Raw genomic sequence first — 26,061 nt, 5'->3', positions numbered from 1 at the left:
CCTTTGTAATTATCTATTTAAAATGGTTTTAGATTTCAATTATATTGTTTAAAAACTAAATTTAAACACGCCCTTTTAGCGCGTTAAATACCCAAGCTACAGCAAAAAAGCCAAAACCTACTGCTGCAAAACCCCAGCCTGCTACATCATCATACCTAAACGCTCCTAAAGCGATTAAACCTAATCCTACGAAAATCATTATGATAGTAGCCCAAGCTAAAACCGTGTTTTTGTTCATTGCCATATTCTTTCTCTTGTTTTTTGATGGTTAGTCTAAACGCAAATATCGGATTTTTAGAAATAAAACTAAAGCTCTATTGATTATATTTTTTTCAAGTTGATATAATTATGTATTAGGCCTAAATATAGGAATACAGCAAAACACGAACACCTTTCTTATTCTTTCATTCATTTTTTATATTTTATTTTAAACACTTCTCAATTAACTTTTTTTTAATAATAAAACAGTCTTTATCAAACCGTGTAAGCGCTATTTTTGCAGTTGACAAAAACCTAACTATAATGAACAAAGCCCTACTCTCTTTAGCTATAGGCGGATTTGGTATAGGACTTACCGAATTTGTAATTATGGGTATACTGCCCGATATAGCGACTTCTTTCGATATCAGTATTCCTAAAGCAGGGCATTTTATCTCAGCTTATGCACTTGGTGTTGTTGTTGGCGCTCCCATACTAACGGGTTTAGGTAGCAAATGGCCTGCTCACAAAGTTTTGTTTGCTTTAATGCTATGGTTTACTGTTTTTAACACCTTTTCAGCCTTTGCTACAGGTTACAATTCTTTTATAATTTTACGCTTTTTATCTGGCTTACCACACGGTGCCTTTTTTGGTATTGGAGCTGTTGTTGCTGGAAAATTATCTAAAAAAGGAAAGGAGGCACGGGGTATCGCTATTATGTTTAGCGGCCTAACTGTTGCAAACCTTTTAGGTGTACCGTTGGGCACATATTTAGGCAAACATTTTAATTGGAATATCTCCTTTATGATGGTTGGTATTGTTGGCGTATTAGCCGTTTTATCGGTTAAATTTTGGATGCCTATTTTAAAACAATCATCAGAATCTAATTTTGTAAAAGAACTAAAAATATTTAAACGTTTAGAACTTTGGCTCATTATACTGCTCACTACCATTGGTACAGGTGGTTTCTTTGCTTGGTACAGCTATATTGCTCCATTAATTACAGATGTTGCTGGGCATAGTAAAGATGTTGTGCCATACGCCATGATTCTTGCTGGATTAGGTATGGTTATCGGGAATATTATAGGCGCTAAACTTGCCGAAAAACTGCAACCTATTGTTGCCGTAATGCTTACTTTGATTTTTATGGCTATTTGCTTAGTGATGAACACTTATTTAGCCAGCGACAAAGTGATGATTTTAGTGATGACTTTAATAATTGGTATGGTTACTTTTTGCTTATCTACTCCCATTTCAATGGCTATTATAAATGCATCGAAAGGCTCTGAAACTTTAGGATCATCATTAAACCAAAGTGCATTTAATGTTGGTAATGCGGCTGGTGCTTATTTTGCTGGTTTACCTATAGCTATGGGATACGGATATACTGCTGCCGATTGGGTTGGAGCAGCTATGGCAGCCTTAGGCGTTTTTATTGCCCTAGGAATTATTCTTTACAGACGGCATCGTTTTAAACAGAGATATAAAATAAAAGTTTTTAGTTCCTAAAAAATTTAGGAGTTGCTGAAAAAAAAAGACTGTTTAAAATTTTATTTAAAACAGTCTTTTTTTTTATTGTAAATTATAATGTATTAATACTCCATAGGTACTTCAATAAAGAGCAAGCTTACATCTTCTAAGGCTTTAATTTGAAATGTATCGGTGTCTAAAATTCCAATGGCGTCTCTTGCGTTTAAAATCGAATTCCCAATGCTCACCTCTCCATGAATAACCAACACGTAAACACCATTATTTTTATTCTTATAAATGTAGCTAATAGAGTTATCTTTATCCAAGTCTATTCGAGAAATAACAGCATCTTGATGAATTTTTAAACTACCTTCTTGATCATCATCTATAGAAGTTACCAATGTTTGAATTTTATTTTTTCTCCCATTCACATCAAACATTTTCTGATCGTAACGTGGGACCACATTTTCCTTATTTGGTATAATCCAAATTTGAAACAAGCTTAAATGTTCAGCAACCGATCCATTAATTTCAGAGTGCTCAAGCCCAGTTCCTGCAGACATAATTTGAACTTCTCCTGGGTGAACTGATTGCCATTGCTCGTGCATAGAATCTCGATGTTTAAGAACACCTTTTAACGGAATGGTAATAATTTCCATATTATCGTGCGGATGCGTTCCAAACCCCATTTTAGGTGCTATAACATCATCGTTTAAAACACGTAATGCCCCAAAATTCATTTTTTCAGGATTGTAAAAATTAGCAAAACTAAAAGAGTGATTAGCCTGCAACCAACCATGGTTTGCAAAACCTCTACTATCTGCTTTATGTGTTATTGTTTTCATAATATTCTAGTTACTCATTATCGCATTTTATCAAGTAAATCGCTTAATTGTCTAGCTTCTTCTTCATTTAAATTTTTAAACAAATCTGCATTAAGCGTATTTGGTATGGATTCTAATAAATCAATTCCGTTTTGGGTAATTTGGATAAAAACAACACGCCTATCTTCCTTACAGGGTAAACGGTTTATATAATTCTTGGCATGCAATTTATCCATTAAGCGAGTCGCATTTGGTGCACGTTCAACCATTCTATCTTTTATAACTTGCACACTTAAAGCTTCCTTCGCACCGTTCAGTATTCTTAATATGTTAAATTGTTGAGCCGAAATACCAAAAGGCTTAAAAAACTCCGTTTGGTAACTCGCTATCCAGTTTGCCGTGTATAGCACATTCAACATCGCTTTCACCTTATTATTAGGGAATTTCGAATTTATATCTTTACTAATATCGCCCACGTTTAAAGCGCTTTTTGAAATTTTACAATGGCACTTCTCAATTGAGCATTAAGTGCTTCGTCTACTATTTTATCTTCTTTAAAATTTTCTCCAAAAAATGGCAGAGAAAAGCTTTCTATAATGTTACTGTCGTGAAAAGGGAATCTACCTTTTGCAATCTCTAAAACAGATAAACCTCCTCGACCACCAGGGGAAGTTGCCATAAGTAGCATGGGTTTTTTGAAGAATAATTTTCCTTCAATACGCGTCATCCAATCGAATAAATTTTTAAAGACCGTTGAATAAGCACCATTATGCTCTGCTAAAGACAAAACAATACCATCGGTGTTTTTTAAAATCTCTAAAAACTTATAAGCATCTTTTGGTATGCCATTTTCATTTTCATAATCGATGCCATAAAGTGGTAAATCAAAATCATTTAAATCTAAAACTGTAGTTTCAACACCACCAACTAAACGCGCTGCATAAGTTGCTAGTTGCTTATTTATAGAGGTTTTGCTATTACTTCCTGCAAATGCTATAATTTTCTTCATAATTATTTTTTTATTTTTTTATTAAAAATATAAGATACTATTAAAAACACTAACGCTAATGCTGCTGTCATGTGTCCGCCATCATTCACCATAATATGGGCAAAAAAAGCTAAAATAAAAGCAAAAAAGAAACCCGAATAGGCCCATTCTTTTAGTGCCTTGAAATTAGGATTCCATACCGCAAATAAGCCTAGTAATTTTAAGCCTGCATACGGGTAAATTAAGTAAGGCGGGTAACCTAAACTAGTAAAGGCGCCAACAATAGCTTCATGTTTAAAAACATACATGTAAACTGAAAATAACACAATTACAGATAGTAAACCTGTTGCTATATAAAATATAATTTTATCTCTTTTCATCTTTTTCTATTTCAATATTAGAATACAAAATTAAGAAAAGTAAATTTATATTCCAAGGAAAATATTTCCATGTAATATATTTTAACAAAATATTCGCTTTATAATTGTTTTTTGGTTTCGTAAATTCGTGCAAATAAAATTTCGACAATGGATATTAACTTCAATAAAAACGAAGATCATAACAAACTCTTACTTTCCGAATTAAAAAAACGCCTTGTTAAAGTAAAACTCGGTGGCGGAAAAAGTCGTATTGAAAAACTGCATAGTAAAGGAAAAATGACAGCTAGAGAACGTATTGACTTTTTGCTCGATCCTAAAAAGAAATCTATTGAAATTGCTGCCTTCGCAGGTGAAGACATGTATGCTGAACATGGAGGCTGTCCTTCTGGTGGGGTGGTTGTAAAAATAGGTTATGTAAAAGGCAAGCAGTGTATTGTAGTTGCTAATGATGCCACAGTAAAGGCCGGCGCTTGGTTCCCTATTACTGGAAAGAAAAACTTGCGCGCTCAAGAAATTGCTATAGAAAATAGATTGCCCATTATCTATTTAGTGGATTCGGCTGGTGTGTATTTACCATTACAAGATGAAATTTTCCCTGATAAAGAACATTTTGGGCGCATTTTTAGAAACAACGCAATAATGAGTAGCATGGGTATTACTCAAATTGCAGCCGTTATGGGAAGTTGTGTTGCTGGTGGTGCGTATTTACCAATTATGAGTGATGAAGCTCTAATAGTTGATAAAACCGGAAGTATATTTTTAGCTGGAAGTTATTTGGTAAAAGCAGCTATTGGAGAAAGTATTGATAATGAAACTTTAGGAGGAGCAACTACGCATTGTGAAATATCTGGTGTTACCGATTATAAAGCAAAAGATGATGCCGATGCCTTAAATACCATAAAAAATATTATTGATAAAATTGGCGATTTTGATAAAGCAGGATACAACCGTAGCGAAACCAAGAAACCAAAAGAAAACCCGGATGACATTTATGGTATTTTACCAAAAAGCCGTGCAGATCAATATGATATGTACGAAATTATTAAACGCCTAGTTGACAACTCGGAGTTTGATGAATACAAAGCTGGTTATGGGCAAACTATTATAACGTGCTATGCCAGGATTGATGGTTGGGCTGTTGGTATTGTTGCCAACCAACGTAAACTAGTTAAAACGGCTAGTGGAGAAATGCAATTTGGTGGTGTTATTTATAATGATAGCGCCGATAAAGCCACACGTTTTATTGCTAATTGTAACCAAAAGAAAATCCCTTTAGTATTCTTACAAGATGTTACTGGTTTTATGGTTGGTAGTAAAAGTGAACATGGTGGAATTATTAAAGATGGAGCAAAAATGGTAAACGCCGTTAGTAATTCTGTAGTTCCAAAATTTACCATAATTATAGGAAATAGTTATGGTGCAGGAAATTATGCCATGTGTGGAAAAGCATACGACCCCAGATTAATTGTAGCTTGGCCAAGTGCGGAACTCGCAGTTATGAGTGGAAATTCTGCAGCTAAAGTATTGCTTCAAATAGAAAAAGCCTCTTTGCTAAAAAAAGGAGAAGAAATTACTCCAGAAAAAGAAGCTGAATTATTTAATAAAATAAAAGACCGATATGATAACCAAGTATCGCCTTATTATGCAGCTGCACGTATTTGGACAGATGCTATTATAAACCCTCTAGATACGAGAACATGGGTAAGTATGGGAATTGAAGCTGCAAACCACGCTCCTATTGAAAAACCTTTTAATTTAGGCGTTATACAAGTTTAGAGTTGTCAAAATTTATAAAATTAACGACGCTCATTTTACAAGATAAAATGAGCGTCGTTGTTATATTAAAATATGTGGGTCCCTATATGCTAATAGTGCCCACTTCTATTTCATCTTCCTCTTTATTTAGTCGTAAAATTCTAATCTCTTTTTTTTCATTTTTTCTTCCATAATTAGTAAAAATTGTAACCTTTAATGTTGTTGGCCCCGATATTTTTTGAATCCGATCGCCATAATAATCAACAAGAATTTCATAATCACCTTTGGACGCCTTTTTAATCAAAAATTCTTCCGGTCCATAACCTTCTGTTATATCTTCAGAAAGTCGCCCACCATCTCTAGAATTCTTATTACTATATAGTAGCTTTTCAGCATTCGGGTTTTCTACCCAAAGATCTAAATCTGTATCACTATGATTCCAATCAATTACAACTCTCAAGTCTACAGCAAACTCATTAAGTAACTTACTTTGACGCTCTGTAAGGCTTAATTTCTCCTTATGTAGCATTACTAAATGACATGCTTCTACATAAGCAATATGCTCAACGCCATAAAAACGCTCATCTTCATCTTTTTCTAACAAATCCCCATCAATAATTTCTAATAGCATATTAAAAGCTTTTTGATAAGATCCAACTGCTTCATATGCCAAGGCCAAATCCCGATAAGAATGCGGTTCTTCTGGTCTTAATTTTAAGATCTCTTCATAAACATAAACTGCTAAATTGTAGGCTTTAAAATATTCTAACTTATAAGCTAAAGCCCTACTAAGTTCATGGTTATCTAAATCAATTTCAACTAAATTAGTAACAATTTGTACAGCGGTTTCCTTTTCATTAATAGCATCAAAATACTCGGCAACATCCATAAAAAATGTTGGTGTATTTTTGTATGTTTTGCGCAAATCTAAATACTTTTTATAAGCTATTTCTACTGTCTCAGATTTAGACAGAACTTCTAAATACTCAGCTTTTGGCGACCAAGGTTTAAAACGAATCTCTTCGTCTATTTTTTTATTTAGCCTTTCAATTTTATCTCTATTTTCTAGTATTCCTTTTTTAGTTGATATAAGAATAACACCGTTTATAGCTCTATTTCCATAAATTGAGCTTCCTTCCCCATTTTTTAATACTCTTATATTATTGATATCAGTTGTTGCAATATCCTTAAAATTAGCTTCCGTATAAACTAGGCCATCTACAATATATAATGGTTTACTATTACCATCATTTAAATTAAATCGAGCAACACGAATTGATGACTTGTCGCTATTAAGTGATTCATTATTTGATGCTATTTGCACACCCGCTACTCGCCCCTGCAAAGCCTCAACCACTGCATTTTCATTTTCCATATGCTCGGCAGACACTGTAGTAACCGAAGAGGTAACAATAGACCTCCGTTGTACTCCATAACCAACAACTACAACCTCATCTAAAGACGAGGTGTCCTCTTTTAAAAATACATTAACAACTGTATTAGAACTTAACGTGATTTCTTCTGATATAAAACCAATTAATGAAAACACCAAAACCTCTCCTTCTTCTGCATTTAACACATACTTACCATCGAAATCAGTAACAACGCCGTGAGTATTATTTTCTGTATAGACACTTACACCTACAAGAGGCTCGCCTTGATCATCTTTAACATAGCCACTCACTACATTTTTTGTATAGTCTATAGCAACACGACTATTACTTGAATTTATATTAACCAAAGGAGCTTTGCTATGTGGTGTTGAGACTAAGTTTGACTCTGTTTTTTCAATAATAGGTTTCTTTACTTTTGAAAAAACTTTAGTGTACCAATGCATCAAATCTTTATAATCCAATAACAAATCATTCTTTCTGTGATTTATAAGTTCCCTTCTTTCATCTTGATTAGCTTTCTCAAGTTTTACAAGTGCTTTGTACCGTTCTTTTAATTCTGCAGGTGGTTCTATTTTGTATCGTGCATAATCTTCTACTCTATCCAAAATTATCATAGAAGTATATTCCGTTATTAAGTGATTTTTCTTCGCTAGTTGAATAATTTCTTCTTTATTTTCTTTAGAATTTTCATTTAAATAAATTAGTTTTTGCTTCGCCCACAAACGCTGTACCGCTGGGCTATTTTCTGATTTTTCAATATTAACTTTTACACGTTCCGTTACAGTGTTACTGTACCCGAATAGCAACTCAATATTTATTTTAGTTTTAAACTTTCCTGATAAAGAAAAATCTTCATTTACAGTTGTGTTTTTTAATGGATAAACTTCATATATATCATTATTTTGTGCAATCCCTAAAAACTCATAATTTTCTGTTGTAACAGCATTGATTGCTTTTTCAATAGAGCTTATAGATAGATTAATATAATTAGCATGAGTATTATTAGCTAATTGTGATAACCTATTATGATTTGCTGAAGTCAATGAATTAATTGTATAAATGGCCGGCTTTTTGCCTATATTAAAATCTCCCAAATTAAACATACCATCTGTAAAGAATAAATTGGTTTCAGAAATATGATTTTCTAAATCTACGTAAGATGTGCCACCATCGTAAACTACATTTTCGAGAGCTTTTTTAACCGCGTTCCAATCTCCGCTTTTTATATTATATGTGTTATTACTTCTAATTTTGGTATTAAACACAACCACATTCAATTTAACATTTTCTAGATATTGTAAATAGGCATCTAACAACTCAAATTCTTTATCTAGTTTTCTGCGTTCCATAGAATATGATGCATCCCAAAAAACAGTAATAGCCTTTGGTTTCGATTTTAATCGTGATTTTGGCTTAAAAGCTTTATAAAAATTAAAATAATCATTGTAAGTGGTTAAGTTGGCTTTATCTTCCAACCTCATTTCTAAAGTAATGGTGTTTCTAGGAATAAAATTTTCAGCTTTAAAATGCGCTTTTTTAACTCCTAATGCATTTCTAAACTTCAAATCATTATAAATAGAAGAATCGGTAATTTGAATATTTTTATTTCCAAAAACATTAATATCAATTGAAAATTCAGATAATTTATTTTCAAAATTTAAAGGTATTTGATAGCGATGCTTTTTATTATTTGCAACCAGTGTTTGCTCGTAGGTAATTTCGATGCTTTTATAACCATTAGCAGGTATTGGATAAATTCGAGCTTTATAGTTATTGCCCTTTGTCATTTCTAACAAACCTGGATCTATGGTTTTTCTTATTGTTGTTTCATAAGCAACACGTCCCAATTCTTTTTCCACAATAGCCGCATGCCGCATAACGCCATTAACATCCATAGCAAAATCTGTTACCGATTGTCCTTGACCTAATGGAAATGCCAATTCTCCCTCCAGAATAGTGTTTGAGCTATTATAAAATTTCATTTTATAAGTTGTCAATGCTATATTGCCAGTGATATTAACTTCAACATTTAAACTTTTAAGCTTTAGCGTTGAATTATCTTTTAATTTGACTTCTGGAATATTTTGCGAAAATAAACTTGCGCTAAACAACACGCATATTAATTGAAGGTAGTAACATTTCATAATAACTAATTTTTAAGGTTCTCTATAAAATTAGACTTATTACAAAATAAACGAAACCAATAATGAGTGAAAGCCCCTTATCAATGAGTGTAGTTATAAAAACGTTACATTTTTTAAAATTAAAGTGCTGAAAATACGGCATGAGCGTTTTACATAAAAATCTGCTACACACCATAACAATACATCAAATAAGCATTTGCTTAAAACCTTTATAAAAACAAAACAGATGCTTAAATGTTAAGCACCTGTTTTGTTTTAAATATATTTTATATTATTATTTCACCTCTAAACTATAAGGAAAAAGTAACTGTATTCCCTTGCGTTGCGTTCGAGATTTTACTTCTTTATAAATAGAATATTGTGCTTCACCAAGTTCTTCTCTTAAAATAGTTTCCTTAGCTTTTACTAAACCAAACTCTTGCAGCATTTTATCTAAATCCTTTTTAAATATTGGAAATTCGTTAATTTTATATTCTTCTATTCCAGCTGATTCTGCCGCGTATTTAAGAGCTAAATCTAATCCTCCTAATTCATCTACCAATCCATTTTTAACAGCAGCTGTTCCCGTCCAAACACGACCTTGTGCAATGGCTTTAACGTCATCTTGATTCATACCTCTTCCGTCAGCAACTCGTTTGGTAAATAATTCATAAATATCAATAACGCCTTCTTTAATGAATGCGTGTTGATCTTCAGTCATATCTTCAAAAAAGCTATACGTTACAGCGTTTTTATTAGTAACCACCTGCTCGGCATTAATCCCCATTCTTTCTGCTAAAACCTTAGCGTTTGGTAGCGTACCAAAAACACCAATACTTCCAGTAATTGTTGTTGGCTCTGCAATAATTTTATCAGCGTTGCAAGCTATATAATAACCTCCAGATGCAGCTACATTCCCCATAGACACTACTACAGGCTTAACCTTTTTAGTTAACTCTATTTCGCGCCAAATTAATTCACTAGCCAAAGCACTGCCTCCTGGCGAATTAATACGCAAAACCACAGCTTTAATCTTATCATCTTCTCTTGCTTTTTTAAGCGAAGCACTCATGGTACCTTGGCCTACGCTATTTTCATCTCCTTCACCGTAAATAATTTCACCTTCGGCATATATAAGGGCAATTCGATTTTTATTACTCTTTAATTTCAATTCACCGGCTGTGTGGATGGCATAATCTGCAATAGAAATTGTTTTTAGTTTTTTATCTTTTTCAACGCCCAAGGCAAACTTTAAACCATTAATATATTCATCATGATAAGCTATTCTATCAATCATTTTAGACGATTTTGCTAATGTTGCATTCCTTGCCAAAAGACTATCGGCAATAATATTAAGTCGCGTTTCATCTATACTCCTACTTTTAGAAATATCGTGCTTAATCTCACTCCAAAGGGAACTTAAATATGCTGTAATTTGCTCACGATTATTATCGCTCATTTCATTTTCTAAAAACGGCTCTACAGCACTTTTGTATTTACCAAAACGAACTACTTCCATTTTTACTCCAGATTTTTCTTGAAAATCCTTAAAATACAATTGTTCGGTAGATAGACCTTTAAACTCCATCATTCCAGCAGGATTCATGTAAATAGTATCTGCAACAGACGATAAATAATAGTCTTTTTGAGTATAAATATCGGCGTAAGCCACAATAAATTTTCCCGATTCCTTAAATTTCAAAAGCGCATCTCTCAAGGCTTTCGTTTGGGAAATCCCGGCACTTATAAAATTATTATCTATAGAAATTCCTTTTATTTTATTATCTGTTTCCGCATAGTTTATGGCATCGATAATATTGAAAAGCCCATTTTTAGCGTCTTCATTTAAAAAAGGATATTCGGCAAACTCTGTTTTACCTGCATAGTCTTTTATTGGAAAATCGAGGGTTAATTCTAAAACAGAATTATCTTTTACGATAACAACATCGTCACCTCCAGACCCCAAAATAAATCCTAGAAAAATTATTCCTAAAAAGAAAAGCACACAGAACAGAATGATTCCAGTTAGCGTTGATAATACACGTTTTATAAATTCCATATTAAATAAATTATTATTTTTTTATAAGTATCAAAAAAGGTCTAGACGTTACACTTAAAGCTCATTATTTTTTTCATTTTTTAAAAACGTTGACTTTAAATATGCAGGTCTAAAACAATAATACCTACCAAGTTATAAAAACCTAGTAGGTATTATTAAGAGTATTCGTTATTCGAGTTTAAAAAACAACTTGATCTAACGTGTTTTTACGATGAATTTTTCCTGAAGCTGTATCTATAAATTTACTTACAGCGTATATTGCTTTTGGTTTTTCGTATTTATCTAAACCATCAAAAATTGAATCGTCTAGCTTATTATCCTTTCCTTCTATAATTAAAATAGCTTTTTCTCCTAAGGTGTCATCTGGAACAGATGTTATAAAGAATTGTTGCGGTATTTTGCACTGTAACTTCTCTTCTATAACCTCTGGATACAACTTAATACCTCCAGAATTAATTACGTTATCGAAACGACCCAACCACTCAAAACTATTATCAGAATGAATTTTAACAATATCATTAGTCACTATAACTTCGTCTAACAAATTTGGAGCATTAATAACCAAGCAACCCCTATCATCTGAAGCAACTGTAATTCCCGTTAACGTTTTAAAATATTTATCAGATTCAGAATCTGTAAAATTATTTATTTTCTTTATCGCAATATGAGAAACGGTTTCCGTCATACCATATGTTTCATAAACATTAGGTTTTTTATCTTGAATTAATGCTTTTATACTCTCAGAAACGCGACCACCACCAACAATAACCGTTTTTATTTTATCAAAATATTTAGCGAAGTTTTTAAGTTGCATTGGTGTAAATGCACAAAACTCATAGTCTTTCTCGTAATCTATTCTTGGAAAAGCAGCTGGCTCTACCATATCAAGCTCTAAACCTAAAACAATGGCACGAACAATCATCATTTTACCAGCAATAAAATTGGATGGTAAACAGTGTAGCACCTTTTTACCAGGACTAAGATCGAAGAAATCACCAGTTGCAATCGCCGATTTTACCATAGCTTCCTTTTTGATAATAATCTCTTTAGGCTTTCCAGTAGATCCCGAGGTACGCACCTTTATATAATCATGCCTATCCAACCAATCGAGTAAAAACTCACCCAATTCGCGTTCGTAAGCAACGCCTTCTTTTACAAAGCTATACGCAACTTCCATTAAGTCTTCGTGAGAATAATGGTGATCATTTAACTTAAACCTTACATGTACTTTAGTGTAATCTGGTATCATAATTATTCTATTATTTTATAGTCTTCTTTTGTTGGTTCGGTAACATTGCCTATAAGTTTATCTTTCCAATTGGTCCACTTATATTTCTTAGAAAGAATAAATAAAAGTATTGGAAAAACTACAAATACTGGTATAAATATTTCGCCCAAGGCCATAGTATCTGGATCGGACATGTCTTTTAAAATTGAATCGGTTTGGAAGGCAGTCCAGTCGGCAGTAACTAACAAGGCTGTAAATAAATTATTGGCAGCATGGAACCCTAAGGCAAGTTCTAAGCCTTCGTCCATTAAAGTTAAAACACCTAAAAACAAACCTGTGCCTATGTAATATACCATAATTACTGGCCCTAGTTGCTCCACTTCAGGATTTGCAATATGCATAAGTCCAAAACCGACAGATGTTATTAACAATGGTAACCATTTATTTTTAAATATAACACCAATACCTTGCATTAAGTAACCTCTAAAAAAATACTCTTCAAAACTGGTTTGTAACGGTATTAAAGTAATAGCTATTGCTGCGAGTATTAAAAATGGTTTTAATTTAAAATTAAGCACATAATCTTCTGGCGCAAAAAAGAAATAATCTATCAATACAAAACCAGAAGAAATAACACCCCAAAGAATAAAAATAAACCAAAAACGGCTCCAATCTATCTTTTTACGTGTTGTTGTTAATTGCACAAACGATTGCTTATGCAGAACTTTAGCCGAAAAAATAACGCCCGCCAATCCTGCTGCAAAAGATACTAACATTAAAAACAGAAATAAATTACTCCCTAATGCCTCAATCATTTCTGGTATCGTGACTGGCATATTACCTGTTTCAAAAACTTTAATCCCTAAAACAATTCCCAAAGGAATCATACCTATAACTTGCCAAGCTATAAAAACAATAAATAATCCTAATAAATATCTCCACCAATCGTGTAAGCCTTTATAGGCTTGAGCTATATACATACTTCTAAATTAAATTTCCAAGGTTTTACCTCATTATACTGCAATGTACCATTTTTAACTAAAAGTGGTGAATCAAAATTATTAGAAAACAAACTGCCTGTACCTAAACCTTGTGGTAGATTACTATTTAAACCATAGGTATATTGTGCAATAGCGTTTAAGCCTACATTACTCTCTAAGGCACTTGTAATCCACCAACCTATATTTTGTTTATGAGCTAGATTAATCCAAGAGTCGCTCCCTTTAAAACCACCAATTAATGTTGGTTTTAAAATAATGTACTGAGGACAAATAGTTTCTAATAATGCTTGTTTTTTTTCTTCGGAAAACACACCTATAAGTTCCTCGTCTAGAGCAATGGGCAATGGTGTAGTTTCACAGAGTTTTGCCATTTCGGCTATCTGGCCTTGCTTTATAGGCTGCTCTATGGAATGTAAATCGAAATCTGATAATACTTTCAGTTTTTCTAAAGCTTCCGAAGGTTTAAAAGCGCCATTAGCATCTACTCGTAATTCAATATCATTTGAATTGAATTCTTTTCGAATTGATTTTAAAAGATTAATTTCTGTTTGAAAATCGATAGCACCAATTTTCATTTTAATACAACTAAAACCAGCTTCTATTTTATCCTTAATTTGTTGTTTCATAAAACTTTCCGTCCCCATCCAAATTAATCCGTTAATAGCAATACTATCTTCCGTTTTAGTAAATTTTGAAGGAAACAAATCGAAACCATCTATGCTTTCAATAGATTTAAAAGCCATTTCTAACCCAAATTGAATGCTAGGAAACTCTTCTAACTGAAATAACAACGCATCTAAACCTAATTCAATATTTTTACAAACCCATTTTAATTTATCTTCAAAATCGGGTCTATCATCAATAGAAAGTCCGCGAAACATGCCGCACTCTCCAATACCATTTTTTTCACCTTCATTTAAAATAATAAACCAAGTATCTTTAGTTTTTAAAATACCGCGCGAAGTTCCGCTTGCTTGCTTGAAGTTTAAAGTGTATGGTTGGTAAGTTGCCATCATAGTCATGCTAAAATAAGGATTTATTTTATGGAACATCAAAACTAAACAAGGATTATAATAAAAATATAAGAATGATTGTTCGTTCAATCTTTTACTATAAAAATGATAATTATTTGAGGTATAATATTACAATTAATCACTTTTGCCCCTTTAAAAAGTATAGACTAAATAATTAATAATCAATTCAATCAGGGTTCATAACAAATTAAGAAATAGTTAAAAAGAAACACCTAAAGCTCAATACTTTCTCCTATTTCTAAAAGCATTAAATCTTTATTCTTCTCAAAAAACTTACGTTTAGCAGCTTCATGATCAATTTCGATATAGCCGAAAGTATCAAAATGGTAACCTAAAATCTTATCACATTCTACAAAATCACTAGCTAAAATAGCATCACTAATTCCCATAGTAAAATTATCTCCAATAGGAAGAATAGCAAGATCTAACTTAGTTTGGAGCGGTATTAATTTCATATCAAAAGTAAGAGCCGTATCGCCCGCGATATAAATATTTTTATGTTCACCTTCTATAATAAAACCACCAGGTTGACCACCATAAGCACCGTCAGGAAAAGACGATGTGTGTATAGCATTTACATATTTTACATTTCCGAATTCAAAATCCCACTGTCCACCATGGTTCATAGGGTGACCTTCAAAACCAAGATTACCATAATACGTTACAATTTCATAATTAGAAATTATTACAGCATTGGTACGTTTAGCAATAGCTTCTACATCCAGAATATGATCTTGATGCGCATGGGTTACCATAATATAATCGGCTTCTAAGGTATTAATATCTATATTCGTTGCCTTTTCATTTCCTGTAATAAAAGGATCGACAAGTATATTAATATCTTCTATTTGAATACCTAAACAAGCGTGACCGTAAAATGTGATTTTCATTCGAAATAAGTTATAAAATTGAACTTTAAATTTACTAAATATTTACAACACTTGCCCCAAACCCATCAAAATAGATAAAAGCACTGTTGTAAGGGCTAGCTTTTTTAATTCAGGATCAAAATGTTTTGGGTTTTGTGTGTTATTCACTTTTTTAAGATGAAGAAACAAAGGAATAAAAGCAATAATAAAAATGAAATTAAAAGGTGAACTATAAAACAGCACACCAAATAAAACGGATAGTAAAATTGCCGAAACCACAAGAGCAATATGATAAGTTTTAGCTTTTTGGCTTCCTAATTTTAAGGCTAGCGTAATTTTGTTGGATTTAGTATCAGACTCTATATCTCGCATGTTATTTAAATTTAGTACCGCCGTACTTAATAAACCTATTACCATTGCAGGTAAAACAACAACAAAATCTATAGTTTTTGCATACAATACATAACCACCAATAACACTCACTAGGCCAAAAAACAGAAATACAAAAACATCGCCCATAGCATTATAGCCATAGGCATTACCGCCAACAGTATATTTTATAGCCGCAATTATAGCTGCTAAGCCAAGTACAAAAAACACAACTGCAAGTAAAATATTAGCCTTACCAAATGCAAAATAAACGGTAAGCAAAGCTAAAACAACCGAAATTGCCACGTTTAATGTAATGGCCCGTTTCATTTCTTTTGGAGATATTACACCGCTTTGTATGGCACGTTCTGGACCTATTCTATCATCATTATCCGTGCCTTTTACACCATCGCCATAATCGTTTGCTAAATTTGATAGGATTTGAAAACTTAAAGTCGACAAAATAGCGAACACACAAATTACCCAATTAAAAACCCCTTGATAGGCTGCTAAAAACGAGGCTAAAATAATTCCTGAAACAGATAAAGGCAAAGTGCGCAAACGCATGGAAGAAATCCAAACTTTTGTTTTATTCATTTATGGAATCCATTTTTTTTCAAAATTAGGCTTACGTTTTTCTAAAAAGGCATTTCTACCTTCGGTAGCCTCCTCTGTCATGTAAGCTAAACGTGTAGCTTCACCAGCAAACACTTGTTGCCCCACCATACCATCGTCTGTTAAATTCATTGCGAATTTTAACATTTTAATAGATGTAGGTGATTTTGCTAATATTTCCTGAGCCCACTCATAGGCTGTACTTTCTAATTCATCGTGAGGAATAACAGCATTCACCATGCCCATATCATAAGCTTCTTTCGCCGAGTAGTTTCTTCCTAAAAAGAAAATTTCACGTGCTCTTTTTTGCCCTACCATTTTGGCTAGATAAGCCGATCCGTAACCACCATCAAAACTAGTAACATCAGCATCGGTTTGTTTGAAAATAGCATGTTCCTTACTCGCTAAAGTTAAATCGCAAACCACGTGTAAACTATGTCCGCCACCAACAGCCCAACCCGGAACCACAGCAATTACTGCTTTTGGCATAAAACGAATTAAACGTTGTACTTCTAATATATTTAAGCGGTGATAGCCATCTTCTCCAACATAACCTTGATGTCCACGTGCTTTTTGATCGCCTCCACTACAAAATGAATAAACACCATCTTTAGTCGATGGGCCTTCCGCAGATAATAATACCACTCCTATATTTACATCTTCGTTGGCATTATATAAGGCATCATACAATTCTGATGTTGTTTTAGGGCGAAATGCATTTCTCACATTTGGCCTATTAAACGCAATTCGCGCAACACCATTACATTTTTTATATGTAATATCGGTGTATTCTTTAACAGTTACCCAATTTTCTTGACTCATTTTCTTTATTTTAGCCAAAAATAAATTTTATTTCATTAAAACCCTTCATTACCTATGAAAAATAATATTTCACTACTCGTTTTACTATTTATTTGCCTTTCTATAAATGCGCAATCGTATAAATTTGAAACAGTTATAGACCTTGAAGCTACCGATGTTATTAGCCAAGGAAATACCGGGACTTGTTGGAGTTTTTCTACATCGTCTTTTCTAGAGAGTGAAATAATAAGGATTACAGGTAAAAAGATTGATTTATCTGAAATGTACACCGTGAGAAACACCTACCCAACTAAGGCATGGAACTATATTATGCGCCAAGGTAAAACACAATTTAGTGATGGAGGCTTGGCTCACGATGTTTTAAATAGTGTAAAAAACCATGGTTTAGTACCAGCTTTCGCTTTTACAGGTCTTGAAGAAAATGCTACTAGACATAACCATACTGAAATGCTTACCGTTTTAAGAGGTTTATTAAACACATATAATAAGGACGTAAAAAAACCATTATCTCCAAAATGGAAACAGGTTACCGAATCTGTTTTAGATATTTATTTAGGAAAAAACGTTGAAACTTTTAATTATGAAGGCGTACAATATACTCCACAATCCTTTTTAGAATTCACAAAAATAAACCCTGATGATTATGTGAGCTTTACATCATTTTCTCACCAACCGTTTTACTCAAGTTTCATTTTAAATATTCCTGATAATTTTTCTAACGGAAGCTTCTACAATATCCCAATTGAAGAGATGATTAAAATTACAAATAACGCGCTTAAAAAAGGATACACTATTGCTTTGGATTGCGATGTAAGTGAAAGTACTTTTACGGCAAAGCCTGGTATGGCCATAATTCCAGAAGACACTAATGTTGATTTAAAGGACTTGACAGAAATTGTAACAGAAAAAGAAATTACGCAAGCTTACCGACAAACAGAATTTGAAAATTTTAATACCACAGACGATCACTTAATGCATATTACAGGATTAGTAAAAGATCAAAATGGAAACACGTATTACAAAGTGAAGAATTCATGGGGAAAAAACTCAGAACGTGTTGCTAATAACGGTTTTATATACATGAGTGAGGCATATTTCAAATTAAAAATGATTTCTATTACATTGAATAAAAATGTACTTGATAAAAAATATCACAAAATTTTGAATTAACGTCAAATCTATACGGGTGAAAATTGCGGATATCACAAAAATGTAAAAACCCGATTTTAAAGTGTAAGGTTATATTGATATAATTATTAGTTTTGTCACATATAAAAGCGGAACGTGTACAATTTGTTAATCACAAAGATAATTCGTACATTACAATGCGTTTAAACCCAGATTAATATGATTTTAACAATTACTCTTACATTTACCCTACTTGTATTCGTTAATTTATTGCTTTTAAAATTTAGCTGTAACAAAACAGTTAAGACTAAAAAAGTAAATAAACAACCAGTTATTTTGGCACCGTATTTAGAGTTAGATACTATGCACGAAAGACTTGCACCAACAGGTAGCTAATAGCAATGTTTTCCGCGCTTTTTGCAAAGCGCGATGTATTAATTTTCCCTTTTTATTTTTACCAATCTAGCCTTTTTTCTCCAAAGGCTTTTAGTGCTTCGTTGACTTTTGAAAAATGCTGATTACCAAACCAATACCCTCTGTTTGCAGATAAAGGAGATGGGTGTCCACTAGTTAAAACTAAATGCTTTTTCTCATTTATTAATTTCACCTTCTTTTTTGCGAAACCTCCCCAAAGTAAGAATATAACATCTTCCTTTTCATGACTTACCGTTTTAATTACGGCATCGGTAAAGGTTTCCCACCCTTGTTTCTGATGACTTCCTGCTTCATGGGCTCTAACCGTTAATGTAGCATTTAGAAGTAAAACACCTTGCTTTGCCCAATGCTCTAAATTACCACTTTCCGGATATGGAATACGCAAATCTGTTTCAATTTCCTTAAAAATATTTATTAATGACGGCGGATGCTTTACGCCATCGGCAACAGAAAAGCACAAACCATTAGCTTGGCCATAATCGTGATAAGGATCTTGACCTATAATAACCACCTTTACATCATTAAAATGACAATAATTGAAAGCATTAAAAATAGCATCTTCTGGAGGAAAACAGACCGATTCTTTATATTCTTTCAGAACAAATGTTGTTAACTTTTTAAAATAATCCTTTTTGAACTCTTGTTCTAAATATGGTTTCCAACTTTTGTGAATATCTAAATTCATTTATAAAATTTTATTAAGAAACTAAATTAACACTATCTTTATTGTAATTATAATTTAAGAAGATAAAAATGTCGCTTAACTCGTTAGATATAAAAATAGATTCGAGGGTGGAGCAAGTGTTCCACGCCTATCCGGATTTTGTTAAAAGCAAAATATTTTATCTTAGATCTCTAATTCTAGAAGTTGCGAACAACATTGAAAGTATCAACACACTTGAAGAAACCTTAAAATGGGGAGAGCCTAGTTATTTAGCAAAAAACGGAAGTACCCTTAGAATAGATTGGAAACCTAAGAAACCAGACCAATACGCCATGTATTTTAAATGCACGAGCAAACTTGTTGAAACATTCAAAATCGTGTTCAAAGATAGTTTTGAGTTCGAAGGCCATCGTGCTATTATTTTTCAACTTAATGATACCATACCCGAAAACGAGTTAAAACAATGTATTGCAGTAGCTTTAACCTATCACAAAGTTAAACAATTACCTTTTTTAGGATTATAATTTAACTAAAAATGCGCACTAAAAGTTCCTTTAGCAAATCACCTTGCGGAACAGAATTAGAACCAACACCTTTACTTTTTACATCAAATTCTCTTAATGTAGCCACCACGCCACTCACCTTTCTCATCGGGAAATTTCTGGCTGCCGTAATATAATCGTTCACAAAATACGGATTAACACGCAACGCAGATGCGACGCTCCTTGGCGACTTATCACTTAACCCATGGAACGTTAATAGTTGCGAGAAAAACGCAAACAATAACGATACTGTAACTACCATTGGGTTATCTTTTGGATTATCTCCAAAATAATGCACAATTTTAAACGCTTTAACCGTATTGCGTTCACCTACGGCTTTTCTCAACTCAAAATTATTGTAATCTTTACTAATACCAATATTTTCCTCAATATGTTCTGGAGTAATTTGAGTGCCTTGTGGTAAAATAATTTGAAGCTTTTCTAACTCATTATTTATTTTACTTAAATCTGTTCCTAAAAACTCTACAAGCATTTGCGCAGCCTTCGGTGTTATTTCATACTTTTGAGGCGCTAGAACACGTCTTATCCAATCGGCAACTTGATTGTCATAGAGTTTTTTACTTTCAAAAATAACAGCCTTTTTTTTAAGCGTTTTATAAAGTGCTTTACGCTTATCAATTTTTTTGTACTTATAATTAAATACTAAAACAGTTGTTGGCTGCGGATTTTCGGCATATGCGGCCAATTTCTCTATACTTCGAGCTAAATCTTGAGCTTCTTTTACAATCACTACTTGGTGTTCTGCCATCATTGGGTAACGTTTAGCATGGCCAACAATATCATCTATGGTCACATCACGACCATACAACACCATTTGATTAAAGCCACGTTCGGCTTCATCTAAAACAGAGCTTTCAATAAAATCAGAAATTTTATCAATATAGTAAGGCTCCTCACCCATTAAAAAGTAAATAGGTTTTAAGTTCTTATTTTTTATATCGGTTACTATTTGCTTTACTTCGTCCAAATCTAGTATAAATTCCTATTTTATAAATTTCAAATTCCTAAAAACAATTGCAGTCTTTAAAACTTGATTAATTGCTTAACTTTGAAAAAATTTAAAATTTCAGTGTTACAAAAATTAAATTTTCCTGAGTTTTCATTTCGTTTCAAAAATAGCGAAAATAAAGTATCTATATTCGATTGCATTCGCAAAAAATTTGTGATTTTACAACCCGAAGAATGGGTAAGACAACATTGTGTGCTCTATTTAATGGAGTTTAAAAAATATCCTATATCTCTAATTAACGTTGAAAAAGAACTCACTATTAACGATTTAAAAAAACGATATGATATTGTTATTTTTAACCCAAACGGCACCATACATTTAATTGTTGAATGTAAAGCTCCCAAAATAAATATTAACCAAACCACATTCGACCAAATTGCGCGCTACAATACTGCATTAAACGCAACTTATTTAATGGTAACTAACGGATTAAATCATTATTATTGTCAAATGGATTTCGAAAATGAACGGTATCAGTTTTTAAAAGACATTCCAGAATATAGCGCTCAATCGCAATAATCAGTCTCTTAAAATGTTCAGAATAAAACAAATTACTTTTTAACATATAAATAAAACAGCTTTTGAAACTCGCCATTGTTATACTAAATTGGAACGGAACACAGCTTTTAAAGCAATTTTTACCTTCGGTTATTGCGCATTCTAAAGAAGCCGATATTTATGTGGCCGACAATGCATCAACAGATGATTCTATTACATTTATAAAAACACATTACCCAACTATTAAAATTATTCAAAATAATGAAAATGGCGGTTACGCAAAAGGTTATAACGATGCTTTACAACATGTAATAGCCGATGTGTTTTGCTTATTAAACAGCGATGTAGAAGTTACAGAAAATTGGTTAACTCCTATAGTAGAAACCTTCCATACTTACCCACATACAGCAATAATTCAACCAAAAATATTAGACTATAAAAATAAAGCCTTTTTTGAATATGCCGGAGCTGCAGGCGGTTTTATAGACAAATATGGCTATCCCTATTGTAGAGGCCGTATTTTTGATACCATAGAAAAAGATAACGGACAATACAACGACACCACCGAAATTTTCTGGGCTACCGGTGCCTGCCTCTTTATAAAAAGTGAAGTATTTAAAAAACTCGATGGTTTCGATGCGCATTTCTTCGCACACATGGAAGAAATAGACCTATGTTGGCGCGCAAAAAACCAAGGTTATCCAATAAAATATGTAGGTAAATCTTCCGTTTATCACGTTGGTGGCGCAACACTAAATGCCATAAACCCAAAAAAAACCTATCTCAATTTTAGAAACAGCCTATTTATGGTGACTAAAAATGCAAAAGGCAATATATTAGCTATTATTTTTGTTCGTTTAGTTTTGGACGGTATTGCAGCAATTAAGTTTCTAGTCGAATTAAAACCCAAACATACATTCTCCATACTAAAAGCGCACTTTAATTATTACTACAATTTAAGTCGCCTATTAAAACAACGTAAGGCCACAAAAAACAAAATTATTTACTACAACAAAACATCTGTAGTTATCGATTATTTCGTAAATAAGAACATGTATTACAAAAGTTAAAGAGAATAAGTAAAAGTTTTGTTAATAACTCTGCTATCAACCTATTTTTATATACTTTTGTTAATTATAGAAAGAACATTTTTTAATCCAAAATTATAAAACAACTTATGAAAAAAGTTTTATTACTTAGTCTATCAGCCATGTTACTTTTAAGTTCATGTGTTACTAAAAAACAATTTACAGATCTTGAAGCTAAACAAAAAGAAACTCAAGACTTACTTAATTCAGCAACCGTAAAATTAAACTCTTGTTTAGAAGATCGTGCCGCTGCAACAGCAAAAGCAAGCGTATTAGAATCGCAAGTAAACGATTTACGTAAAAATAATGATAACCTTCAAGTATTATCTGCAAAAGGAGCAAGTAGCATCGAAAAAACGTTAGAAAGCATTAAAGAAAAAGAGCTTAAAATTACACGTTTACAAGATGCTCTTACTAAAAAAGATAGTGTAACACTAGCTTTAGTAACAAGTTTAAAACGTGAAGTTGGTATTAACGATCCAGATATTGAAGTAAACGTAGAAAAAGGAGTGGTATTTATCTCTATAGCCGATAAATTATTATTTCAAAGCGGAAGCTACAATGTCACTACTAGAGCTAAAGAAGTATTAGCTAAAGTTGCAAAAGTAATTAACAGCAAACCAGATTTCGAAGCTATGATCGAAGGTCATACCGATAGCCAATCTTACCAAAAAGGTGTGCTTTTAGATAACTGGGATTTAAGTGTAAAACGTTCTACATCAATCATCCGTGTATTACAAGACTTAGGTGTTAACCCAGGACAGTTAATCGCTGCAGGACGTAGTTCTTACGTACCATTAGTAGATAACGATACTGCTGAAAATAGAGCAAAAAATAGACGTACACGTGTTGTTGTTCTTCCTAAAATCGATCAATTTTATGATATGATTGAAAAAGAAATGAAGAACTTAGAAGCTGGAGGAAAATAATAAGTTTCTTATAATATATTTAAAAGCCCGACTGTAAAGTTGGGCTTTTTTTATGCTATTTTTTTTAAGGCGTTCCCCTATCGGGTCAGGCTTTACGTTACAATTCCTCGTTCGTACCTCTCTGCGGGATTTTCACTGCAATCCTTAACGCAGGGCTGAAGGAAAAGGTTTAGTTAACTAAGCCATCCTTTTAAGGTGTTATTATTACATGTTAATGAATATCATTTGCTTTAAGAATTGTATTTTTACTATGTTCTTACAAAATATTTGGTTGTATACAAAGTAAAATATTGAAGATACCAATTAGAAGTTTTGCTCATTATTTTCAATTTCATTTATTTAACAAAAAAAGGACTCGGAATTTTCCTGATGCACAGAACCAGGTTTCTAGTGATAATTTTCTAGCTTTTACAGATGAAGAAATACTATTAAGAAAACCACATGAAAAACACAATAATTCATCATATCATATTCCTATGCTTGTTATTTCAATTTAGCTGTTTGAATGCTCAACACAAAATTCATACATCATATGGAAATAATGATTCCATTGGTAAATATGTAAAATTAAATGGAGCACAAATATATTTTGAAGAATATGGAAAAGGAGATCCATTACTATTAATACATGGATGCGGAGGAAATATTAAATCGATGCAAAATCAAATTCATTATTTTAAAAATAAATATAGGGTTATTGTAGCCGACAGCAGAGGTCAAGGTAAATCAGAATTAAAAACAGATTCTTTGACTTACGATCAAATAACAAAGGATTGGGAAGGACTAGTAAACTATCTAAAATTAGATTCCATTAATATTCTTGGATGGAGTGATGGTGGTATAATTGGGTTAAAAATGGGTATTAGAAAAAACATAAAAATAAATAAAATAATTGCCATGGGCGCAAATTTACGCCCAGACACCACTGCTGTTAAAAGTTGGGCTCCAGAAAATGTGAAAAAACACCAATCGAAAGCACGTGAAATGCGAGCTAAAGGAGATACTTCGCGAGATTGGAACTTGGAACTTCAGCTGCACGGACTATTACTCAATCAACCGAATATTAGCCATTCAGACTTAAAAAAAATAACAGCATCTGTATTAATAATGGTAGGCGATAGAGATATTATTAAAAATGAACACGCTGTTGAAATATTTAATAACCTACCTAAAGGTCAACTTTGTATTATGCCTGGGCTTAACCATGGAGCTCCTTTAAACAATCCAAAAATTTTTAACGAAATAGCAAACAGGTTTTTAACCGAAAAGTTTGACTATACAATTAAAGAATAATTGCAAAGCAAATATTAAACAAACCCATAACTAAACAATGAATAAAAAAATAGGATTAAAAGACGCTATATCCATCGGCATTGGCGGTATGGTTGGCGGTGGTATTTTCGCTGTGCTTGGTCTTGCCGTTTCTTTAGCAAAAGGTGGCACACCCATTGCGTTTCTATTTGCAGGACTCATTGCCTTGTTAACGGCATACTCCTACGCTAAGCTTTCAAAAAAATTTCCTGAAAACGGAGGTACGGTAAAATTTATTCATCAACAATATGGTAATGGTGTTTTTGCTGGTGGTATTAACAACTTATTATGGATAAGCTACATTGTTATGCTAGCACTTTATTCATCAGCTTTTGGCTCTTATGCTGCCGAAATGTTTTCGCTCACAGACACTAAAAATATCGATGTTCATATTTTTCAAACATGTATTATTGTGTTAGCCTTACTAATTAATTACATGAGTGTAAAACTAGTCAGTAATATAGAATCGGTTGCTGTTGTTATAAAACTCATCATACTTATTACTTTTATTGGTGTCGGCTTTTACGGACTATATACACAACCCGAAAACTTAGACCAATTATCTCCAAAAAACTGGAAAAACCCTATTCTACTATTATCTGGTGGAATGGTAATATTTGTAGCTTATGAAGGGTTTGAACTTATAGCTAATTCTATAGCCGATTTAGAAAACAAAGAAAAAAATACCGAGAAAGCTTATTTTGGTGCTGTTGGCTTCGTGGTAGTACTTTACGTATTAATTGCCATAGTTACAGTTGGCGCTTTACCGTTTACACAAATAGCAGATGCTCAAGATTATGTTTTAGCCAAAGCAGCAGAACCAACATTGGGAAGTTTAGGATTTAAAATTATAACTATTACAGCTTTAATCTCAACCTTTTCGGCAATAAACGCTACGGTTTTGGGTAGCGGACGAGTAAATTACGACATCGCCGAAGACCAAGAACTTCCTAAATATTTTTGCCATCAGCTATGGGGTAAACCCATAGGAATACTTATTACGGCCTTACTATCTATTACGTTAGTAAACCTATTTAATTTACAAAGCATCTCAACAGCTGGAAGCGTTGGCTTTTTATTAATTTTTGCAATTGTAAATTACATTGGATATAGAAAACATAAAGAGTTAGAATCAAAAAAATGGATTCACCTACTAGCAAGTGTCCTATGCTTTTTAGCATTCTTTACACTAATAATTCAACAATACCCACAAAACAAAAATGGGGTTATTATTGCTGTTAGCATTATACTATTTTGTTTTATTCTAGAATGGGGTTATAAAAAAACACTCTCAAAAAACATATAAC

25 protein-coding genes are annotated in these 26,061 nt (G+C 32.7%); 10 read left to right on the top strand and 15 right to left on the bottom strand.

What is annotated here, in order from left to right:
- Positions 1-61: 61 nt before the first annotated feature.
- Positions 62-244 carry a CAL67264 family membrane protein gene (locus ACJJV4_RS18695; RefSeq protein ID WP_042494706.1) on the bottom strand — a complete coding sequence of 61 codons (183 nt, stop codon included), beginning with the start codon at positions 242-244 and terminating at the stop codon, positions 62-64.
- Positions 245-522: 278 nt separating this feature from the next.
- On the opposite strand from ACJJV4_RS18695, the gene ACJJV4_RS18690 reads away from it, so the two are divergent.
- A complete protein-coding gene (locus ACJJV4_RS18690) occupies positions 523-1,707 on the top strand; it encodes an MFS transporter (protein ID WP_405296918.1) in 1,185 nt (394 codons plus the stop codon).
- Positions 1,708-1,790: 83 nt separating this feature from the next.
- Here ACJJV4_RS18690 and ACJJV4_RS18685 read toward each other — a convergent pair whose 3' ends face one another.
- From ACJJV4_RS18685 to ACJJV4_RS18670, 4 genes are read right to left on the bottom strand one after another with little or no spacing between them, the layout of a single operon-like run.
- Complete coding sequence (locus ACJJV4_RS18685; protein ID WP_405296917.1) at positions 1,791-2,513, bottom strand: pirin family protein; 723 nt, start codon at positions 2,511-2,513, stop codon at positions 1,791-1,793.
- A 17-nt stretch (positions 2,514-2,530) separates the two neighbouring features.
- Entirely contained in the window at positions 2,531-2,968 is a 438-nt protein-coding gene (locus ACJJV4_RS18680) for a MarR family winged helix-turn-helix transcriptional regulator (protein WP_405296916.1), read from the bottom strand.
- 2 nt (positions 2,969-2,970) lie between these two features.
- The gene (locus tag ACJJV4_RS18675; protein WP_405296915.1) at positions 2,971-3,501 is read right to left on the bottom strand and encodes an NADPH-dependent FMN reductase; all 531 of its coding nucleotides are present in this window, start codon (positions 3,499-3,501) and stop codon (positions 2,971-2,973) included.
- Between the two features lie 2 nt (positions 3,502-3,503).
- The gene (locus tag ACJJV4_RS18670) at positions 3,504-3,860 is read right to left on the bottom strand and encodes a DoxX family protein (protein WP_405296914.1); all 357 of its coding nucleotides are present in this window, start codon (positions 3,858-3,860) and stop codon (positions 3,504-3,506) included.
- A gap of 147 nt (positions 3,861-4,007) precedes the next feature.
- Here ACJJV4_RS18670 and ACJJV4_RS18665 point away from each other — a divergent pair, with 147 nt between their 5' ends.
- Positions 4,008-5,636, top strand: coding sequence for an acyl-CoA carboxylase subunit beta (locus tag ACJJV4_RS18665; protein WP_405296913.1), 1,629 nt, complete (start codon positions 4,008-4,010; stop codon positions 5,634-5,636).
- Positions 5,637-5,718: 82 nt separating this feature from the next.
- Here ACJJV4_RS18665 and ACJJV4_RS18660 read toward each other — a convergent pair whose 3' ends face one another.
- The 8 genes from ACJJV4_RS18660 to ACJJV4_RS18625 form a co-directional block, all read right to left on the bottom strand.
- Positions 5,719-9,153, bottom strand: coding sequence for a VIT domain-containing protein (locus ACJJV4_RS18660; protein WP_405296912.1), 3,435 nt, complete (start codon positions 9,151-9,153; stop codon positions 5,719-5,721).
- A gap of 274 nt (positions 9,154-9,427) precedes the next feature.
- Positions 9,428-11,191 carry a signal peptide peptidase SppA gene (gene sppA, locus ACJJV4_RS18655; protein WP_405296911.1) on the bottom strand — a complete coding sequence of 588 codons (1,764 nt, stop codon included), beginning with the start codon at positions 11,189-11,191 and terminating at the stop codon, positions 9,428-9,430.
- 178 nt (positions 11,192-11,369) lie between these two features.
- Positions 11,370-12,440, bottom strand: coding sequence for an AMP-binding protein (locus ACJJV4_RS18650; RefSeq protein WP_405296910.1), 1,071 nt, complete (start codon positions 12,438-12,440; stop codon positions 11,370-11,372).
- Positions 12,441-12,442: 2 nt separating this feature from the next.
- Positions 12,443-13,399 carry a CPBP family intramembrane glutamic endopeptidase gene (locus tag ACJJV4_RS18645; protein WP_405296909.1) on the bottom strand — a complete coding sequence of 319 codons (957 nt, stop codon included), beginning with the start codon at positions 13,397-13,399 and terminating at the stop codon, positions 12,443-12,445.
- The gene (locus tag ACJJV4_RS18640) at positions 13,390-14,436 is read right to left on the bottom strand and encodes an o-succinylbenzoate synthase (protein WP_405297068.1); all 1,047 of its coding nucleotides are present in this window, start codon (positions 14,434-14,436) and stop codon (positions 13,390-13,392) included. The genes ACJJV4_RS18645 and ACJJV4_RS18640 overlap by 10 nt, the downstream gene beginning before the upstream one ends.
- Before the next feature lie 230 nt (positions 14,437-14,666).
- The gene (locus tag ACJJV4_RS18635) at positions 14,667-15,344 is read right to left on the bottom strand and encodes a metal-dependent hydrolase (RefSeq protein ID WP_405296908.1); all 678 of its coding nucleotides are present in this window, start codon (positions 15,342-15,344) and stop codon (positions 14,667-14,669) included.
- Between the two features lie 42 nt (positions 15,345-15,386).
- The gene (gene menA / locus ACJJV4_RS18630) at positions 15,387-16,289 is read right to left on the bottom strand and encodes a 1,4-dihydroxy-2-naphthoate octaprenyltransferase (RefSeq protein WP_405296907.1); all 903 of its coding nucleotides are present in this window, start codon (positions 16,287-16,289) and stop codon (positions 15,387-15,389) included.
- Complete coding sequence (locus tag ACJJV4_RS18625; protein WP_405296906.1) at positions 16,290-17,129, bottom strand: 1,4-dihydroxy-2-naphthoyl-CoA synthase; 840 nt, start codon at positions 17,127-17,129, stop codon at positions 16,290-16,292.
- Between the two features lie 54 nt (positions 17,130-17,183).
- Here ACJJV4_RS18625 and ACJJV4_RS18620 point away from each other — a divergent pair, with 54 nt between their 5' ends.
- Together ACJJV4_RS18620 and ACJJV4_RS18615 are read left to right on the top strand one after the other, a co-directional pair.
- Positions 17,184-18,299, top strand: coding sequence for a C1 family peptidase (locus ACJJV4_RS18620; RefSeq protein WP_405296905.1), 1,116 nt, complete (start codon positions 17,184-17,186; stop codon positions 18,297-18,299).
- A 177-nt stretch (positions 18,300-18,476) separates the two neighbouring features.
- Entirely contained in the window at positions 18,477-18,653 is a 177-nt protein-coding gene (locus tag ACJJV4_RS18615) for a hypothetical protein (protein WP_405296904.1), read from the top strand.
- Positions 18,654-18,711: 58 nt separating this feature from the next.
- Here the strand turns inward: ACJJV4_RS18615 and ACJJV4_RS18610 are convergent, their stop codons facing one another.
- On the bottom strand, positions 18,712-19,377 hold the full coding sequence (locus ACJJV4_RS18610) for a uracil-DNA glycosylase (RefSeq protein ID WP_405296903.1): 666 nt from the start codon (positions 19,375-19,377) through the stop codon (positions 18,712-18,714).
- 68 nt (positions 19,378-19,445) lie between these two features.
- On the opposite strand from ACJJV4_RS18610, the gene ACJJV4_RS18605 reads away from it, so the two are divergent.
- Positions 19,446-19,880 (top strand): DUF1801 domain-containing protein, encoded by a 435-nt coding sequence (locus ACJJV4_RS18605; RefSeq protein WP_405296902.1) that lies wholly within the window; start codon positions 19,446-19,448, stop codon positions 19,878-19,880.
- A 1-nt stretch (position 19,881) separates the two neighbouring features.
- Here the strand turns inward: ACJJV4_RS18605 and holA are convergent, their stop codons facing one another.
- Positions 19,882-20,886: a DNA polymerase III subunit delta gene (gene holA / locus ACJJV4_RS18600; RefSeq protein ID WP_405296901.1), complete on the bottom strand. Its 1,005-nt coding sequence runs from the start codon at positions 20,884-20,886 to the stop codon at positions 19,882-19,884.
- Positions 20,887-20,988: 102 nt separating this feature from the next.
- Between holA and ACJJV4_RS18595 the strand changes: the two genes are divergently transcribed.
- From ACJJV4_RS18595 to ACJJV4_RS18575, 5 genes are all read left to right on the top strand, one after another.
- Complete coding sequence (locus ACJJV4_RS18595; RefSeq protein ID WP_405297067.1) at positions 20,989-21,447, top strand: type I restriction enzyme HsdR N-terminal domain-containing protein; 459 nt, start codon at positions 20,989-20,991, stop codon at positions 21,445-21,447.
- A 62-nt stretch (positions 21,448-21,509) separates the two neighbouring features.
- A complete protein-coding gene (locus ACJJV4_RS18590; RefSeq protein ID WP_405296900.1) occupies positions 21,510-22,496 on the top strand; it encodes a glycosyltransferase family 2 protein in 987 nt (328 codons plus the stop codon).
- Between the two features lie 107 nt (positions 22,497-22,603).
- A complete protein-coding gene (locus ACJJV4_RS18585; RefSeq protein ID WP_405296899.1) occupies positions 22,604-23,443 on the top strand; it encodes a flagellar motor protein MotB in 840 nt (279 codons plus the stop codon).
- 441 nt (positions 23,444-23,884) lie between these two features.
- The gene (locus ACJJV4_RS18580) at positions 23,885-24,736 is read left to right on the top strand and encodes an alpha/beta fold hydrolase (RefSeq protein WP_405296898.1); all 852 of its coding nucleotides are present in this window, start codon (positions 23,885-23,887) and stop codon (positions 24,734-24,736) included.
- 37 nt (positions 24,737-24,773) lie between these two features.
- Positions 24,774-26,060, top strand: a complete 1,287-nt coding sequence (locus tag ACJJV4_RS18575) for an APC family permease (RefSeq protein WP_405296897.1) — start codon at positions 24,774-24,776, stop codon at positions 26,058-26,060.
- The last annotated feature ends 1 nt before the right edge of the window (position 26,061 follow it).

Source organism: Algibacter sp. Ld11, from assembly GCF_045066735.1.
GTDB lineage: Bacteria > Bacteroidota > Bacteroidia > Flavobacteriales > Flavobacteriaceae > Algibacter.
This window is presented reverse-complemented; position numbering and strand designations above follow the sequence as displayed.

Excerpts from the sequence above, each read along its gene's own strand:
- ACJJV4_RS18690 (WP_405296918.1), top strand. The coding sequence starts at position 523 with ATGAACAAAGCCCTACTCTCTTTAGCTATAGGCGGATTTGGTATAGGA.
- ACJJV4_RS18685 (WP_405296917.1), bottom strand. The coding sequence starts at position 2,513 with ATGAAAACAATAACACATAAAGCAGATAGTAGAGGTTTTGCAAACCAT.
- ACJJV4_RS18620 (WP_405296905.1), top strand. The coding sequence starts at position 17,184 with ATGAAAAATAATATTTCACTACTCGTTTTACTATTTATTTGCCTTTCT.
- ACJJV4_RS18640 (WP_405297068.1), bottom strand. The coding sequence starts at position 14,436 with ATGATGGCAACTTACCAACCATACACTTTAAACTTCAAGCAAGCAAGC.
- ACJJV4_RS18585 (WP_405296899.1), top strand. The coding sequence starts at position 22,604 with ATGAAAAAAGTTTTATTACTTAGTCTATCAGCCATGTTACTTTTAAGT.
- ACJJV4_RS18645 (WP_405296909.1), bottom strand. The coding sequence starts at position 13,399 with ATGTATATAGCTCAAGCCTATAAAGGCTTACACGATTGGTGGAGATAT.
- ACJJV4_RS18605 (WP_405296902.1), top strand. The coding sequence starts at position 19,446 with ATGTCGCTTAACTCGTTAGATATAAAAATAGATTCGAGGGTGGAGCAA.
- ACJJV4_RS18635 (WP_405296908.1), bottom strand. The coding sequence starts at position 15,344 with ATGAAAATCACATTTTACGGTCACGCTTGTTTAGGTATTCAAATAGAA.
- ACJJV4_RS18660 (WP_405296912.1), bottom strand. The coding sequence starts at position 9,153 with ATGAAATGTTACTACCTTCAATTAATATGCGTGTTGTTTAGCGCAAGT.
- sppA (WP_405296911.1), bottom strand. The coding sequence starts at position 11,191 with ATGGAATTTATAAAACGTGTATTATCAACGCTAACTGGAATCATTCTG.
- ACJJV4_RS18580 (WP_405296898.1), top strand. The coding sequence starts at position 23,885 with ATGAAAAACACAATAATTCATCATATCATATTCCTATGCTTGTTATTT.
- ACJJV4_RS18670 (WP_405296914.1), bottom strand. The coding sequence starts at position 3,860 with ATGAAAAGAGATAAAATTATATTTTATATAGCAACAGGTTTACTATCT.
- ACJJV4_RS18650 (WP_405296910.1), bottom strand. The coding sequence starts at position 12,440 with ATGATACCAGATTACACTAAAGTACATGTAAGGTTTAAGTTAAATGAT.
- menA (WP_405296907.1), bottom strand. The coding sequence starts at position 16,289 with ATGAATAAAACAAAAGTTTGGATTTCTTCCATGCGTTTGCGCACTTTG.
- ACJJV4_RS18575 (WP_405296897.1), top strand. The coding sequence starts at position 24,774 with ATGAATAAAAAAATAGGATTAAAAGACGCTATATCCATCGGCATTGGC.
- ACJJV4_RS18625 (WP_405296906.1), bottom strand. The coding sequence starts at position 17,129 with ATGAGTCAAGAAAATTGGGTAACTGTTAAAGAATACACCGATATTACA.
- ACJJV4_RS18610 (WP_405296903.1), bottom strand. The coding sequence starts at position 19,377 with ATGAATTTAGATATTCACAAAAGTTGGAAACCATATTTAGAACAAGAG.
- ACJJV4_RS18695 (WP_042494706.1), bottom strand. The coding sequence starts at position 244 with ATGGCAATGAACAAAAACACGGTTTTAGCTTGGGCTACTATCATAATG.
- ACJJV4_RS18665 (WP_405296913.1), top strand. The coding sequence starts at position 4,008 with ATGGATATTAACTTCAATAAAAACGAAGATCATAACAAACTCTTACTT.
- ACJJV4_RS18675 (WP_405296915.1), bottom strand. The coding sequence starts at position 3,501 with ATGAAGAAAATTATAGCATTTGCAGGAAGTAATAGCAAAACCTCTATA.
- ACJJV4_RS18615 (WP_405296904.1), top strand. The coding sequence starts at position 18,477 with ATGATTTTAACAATTACTCTTACATTTACCCTACTTGTATTCGTTAAT.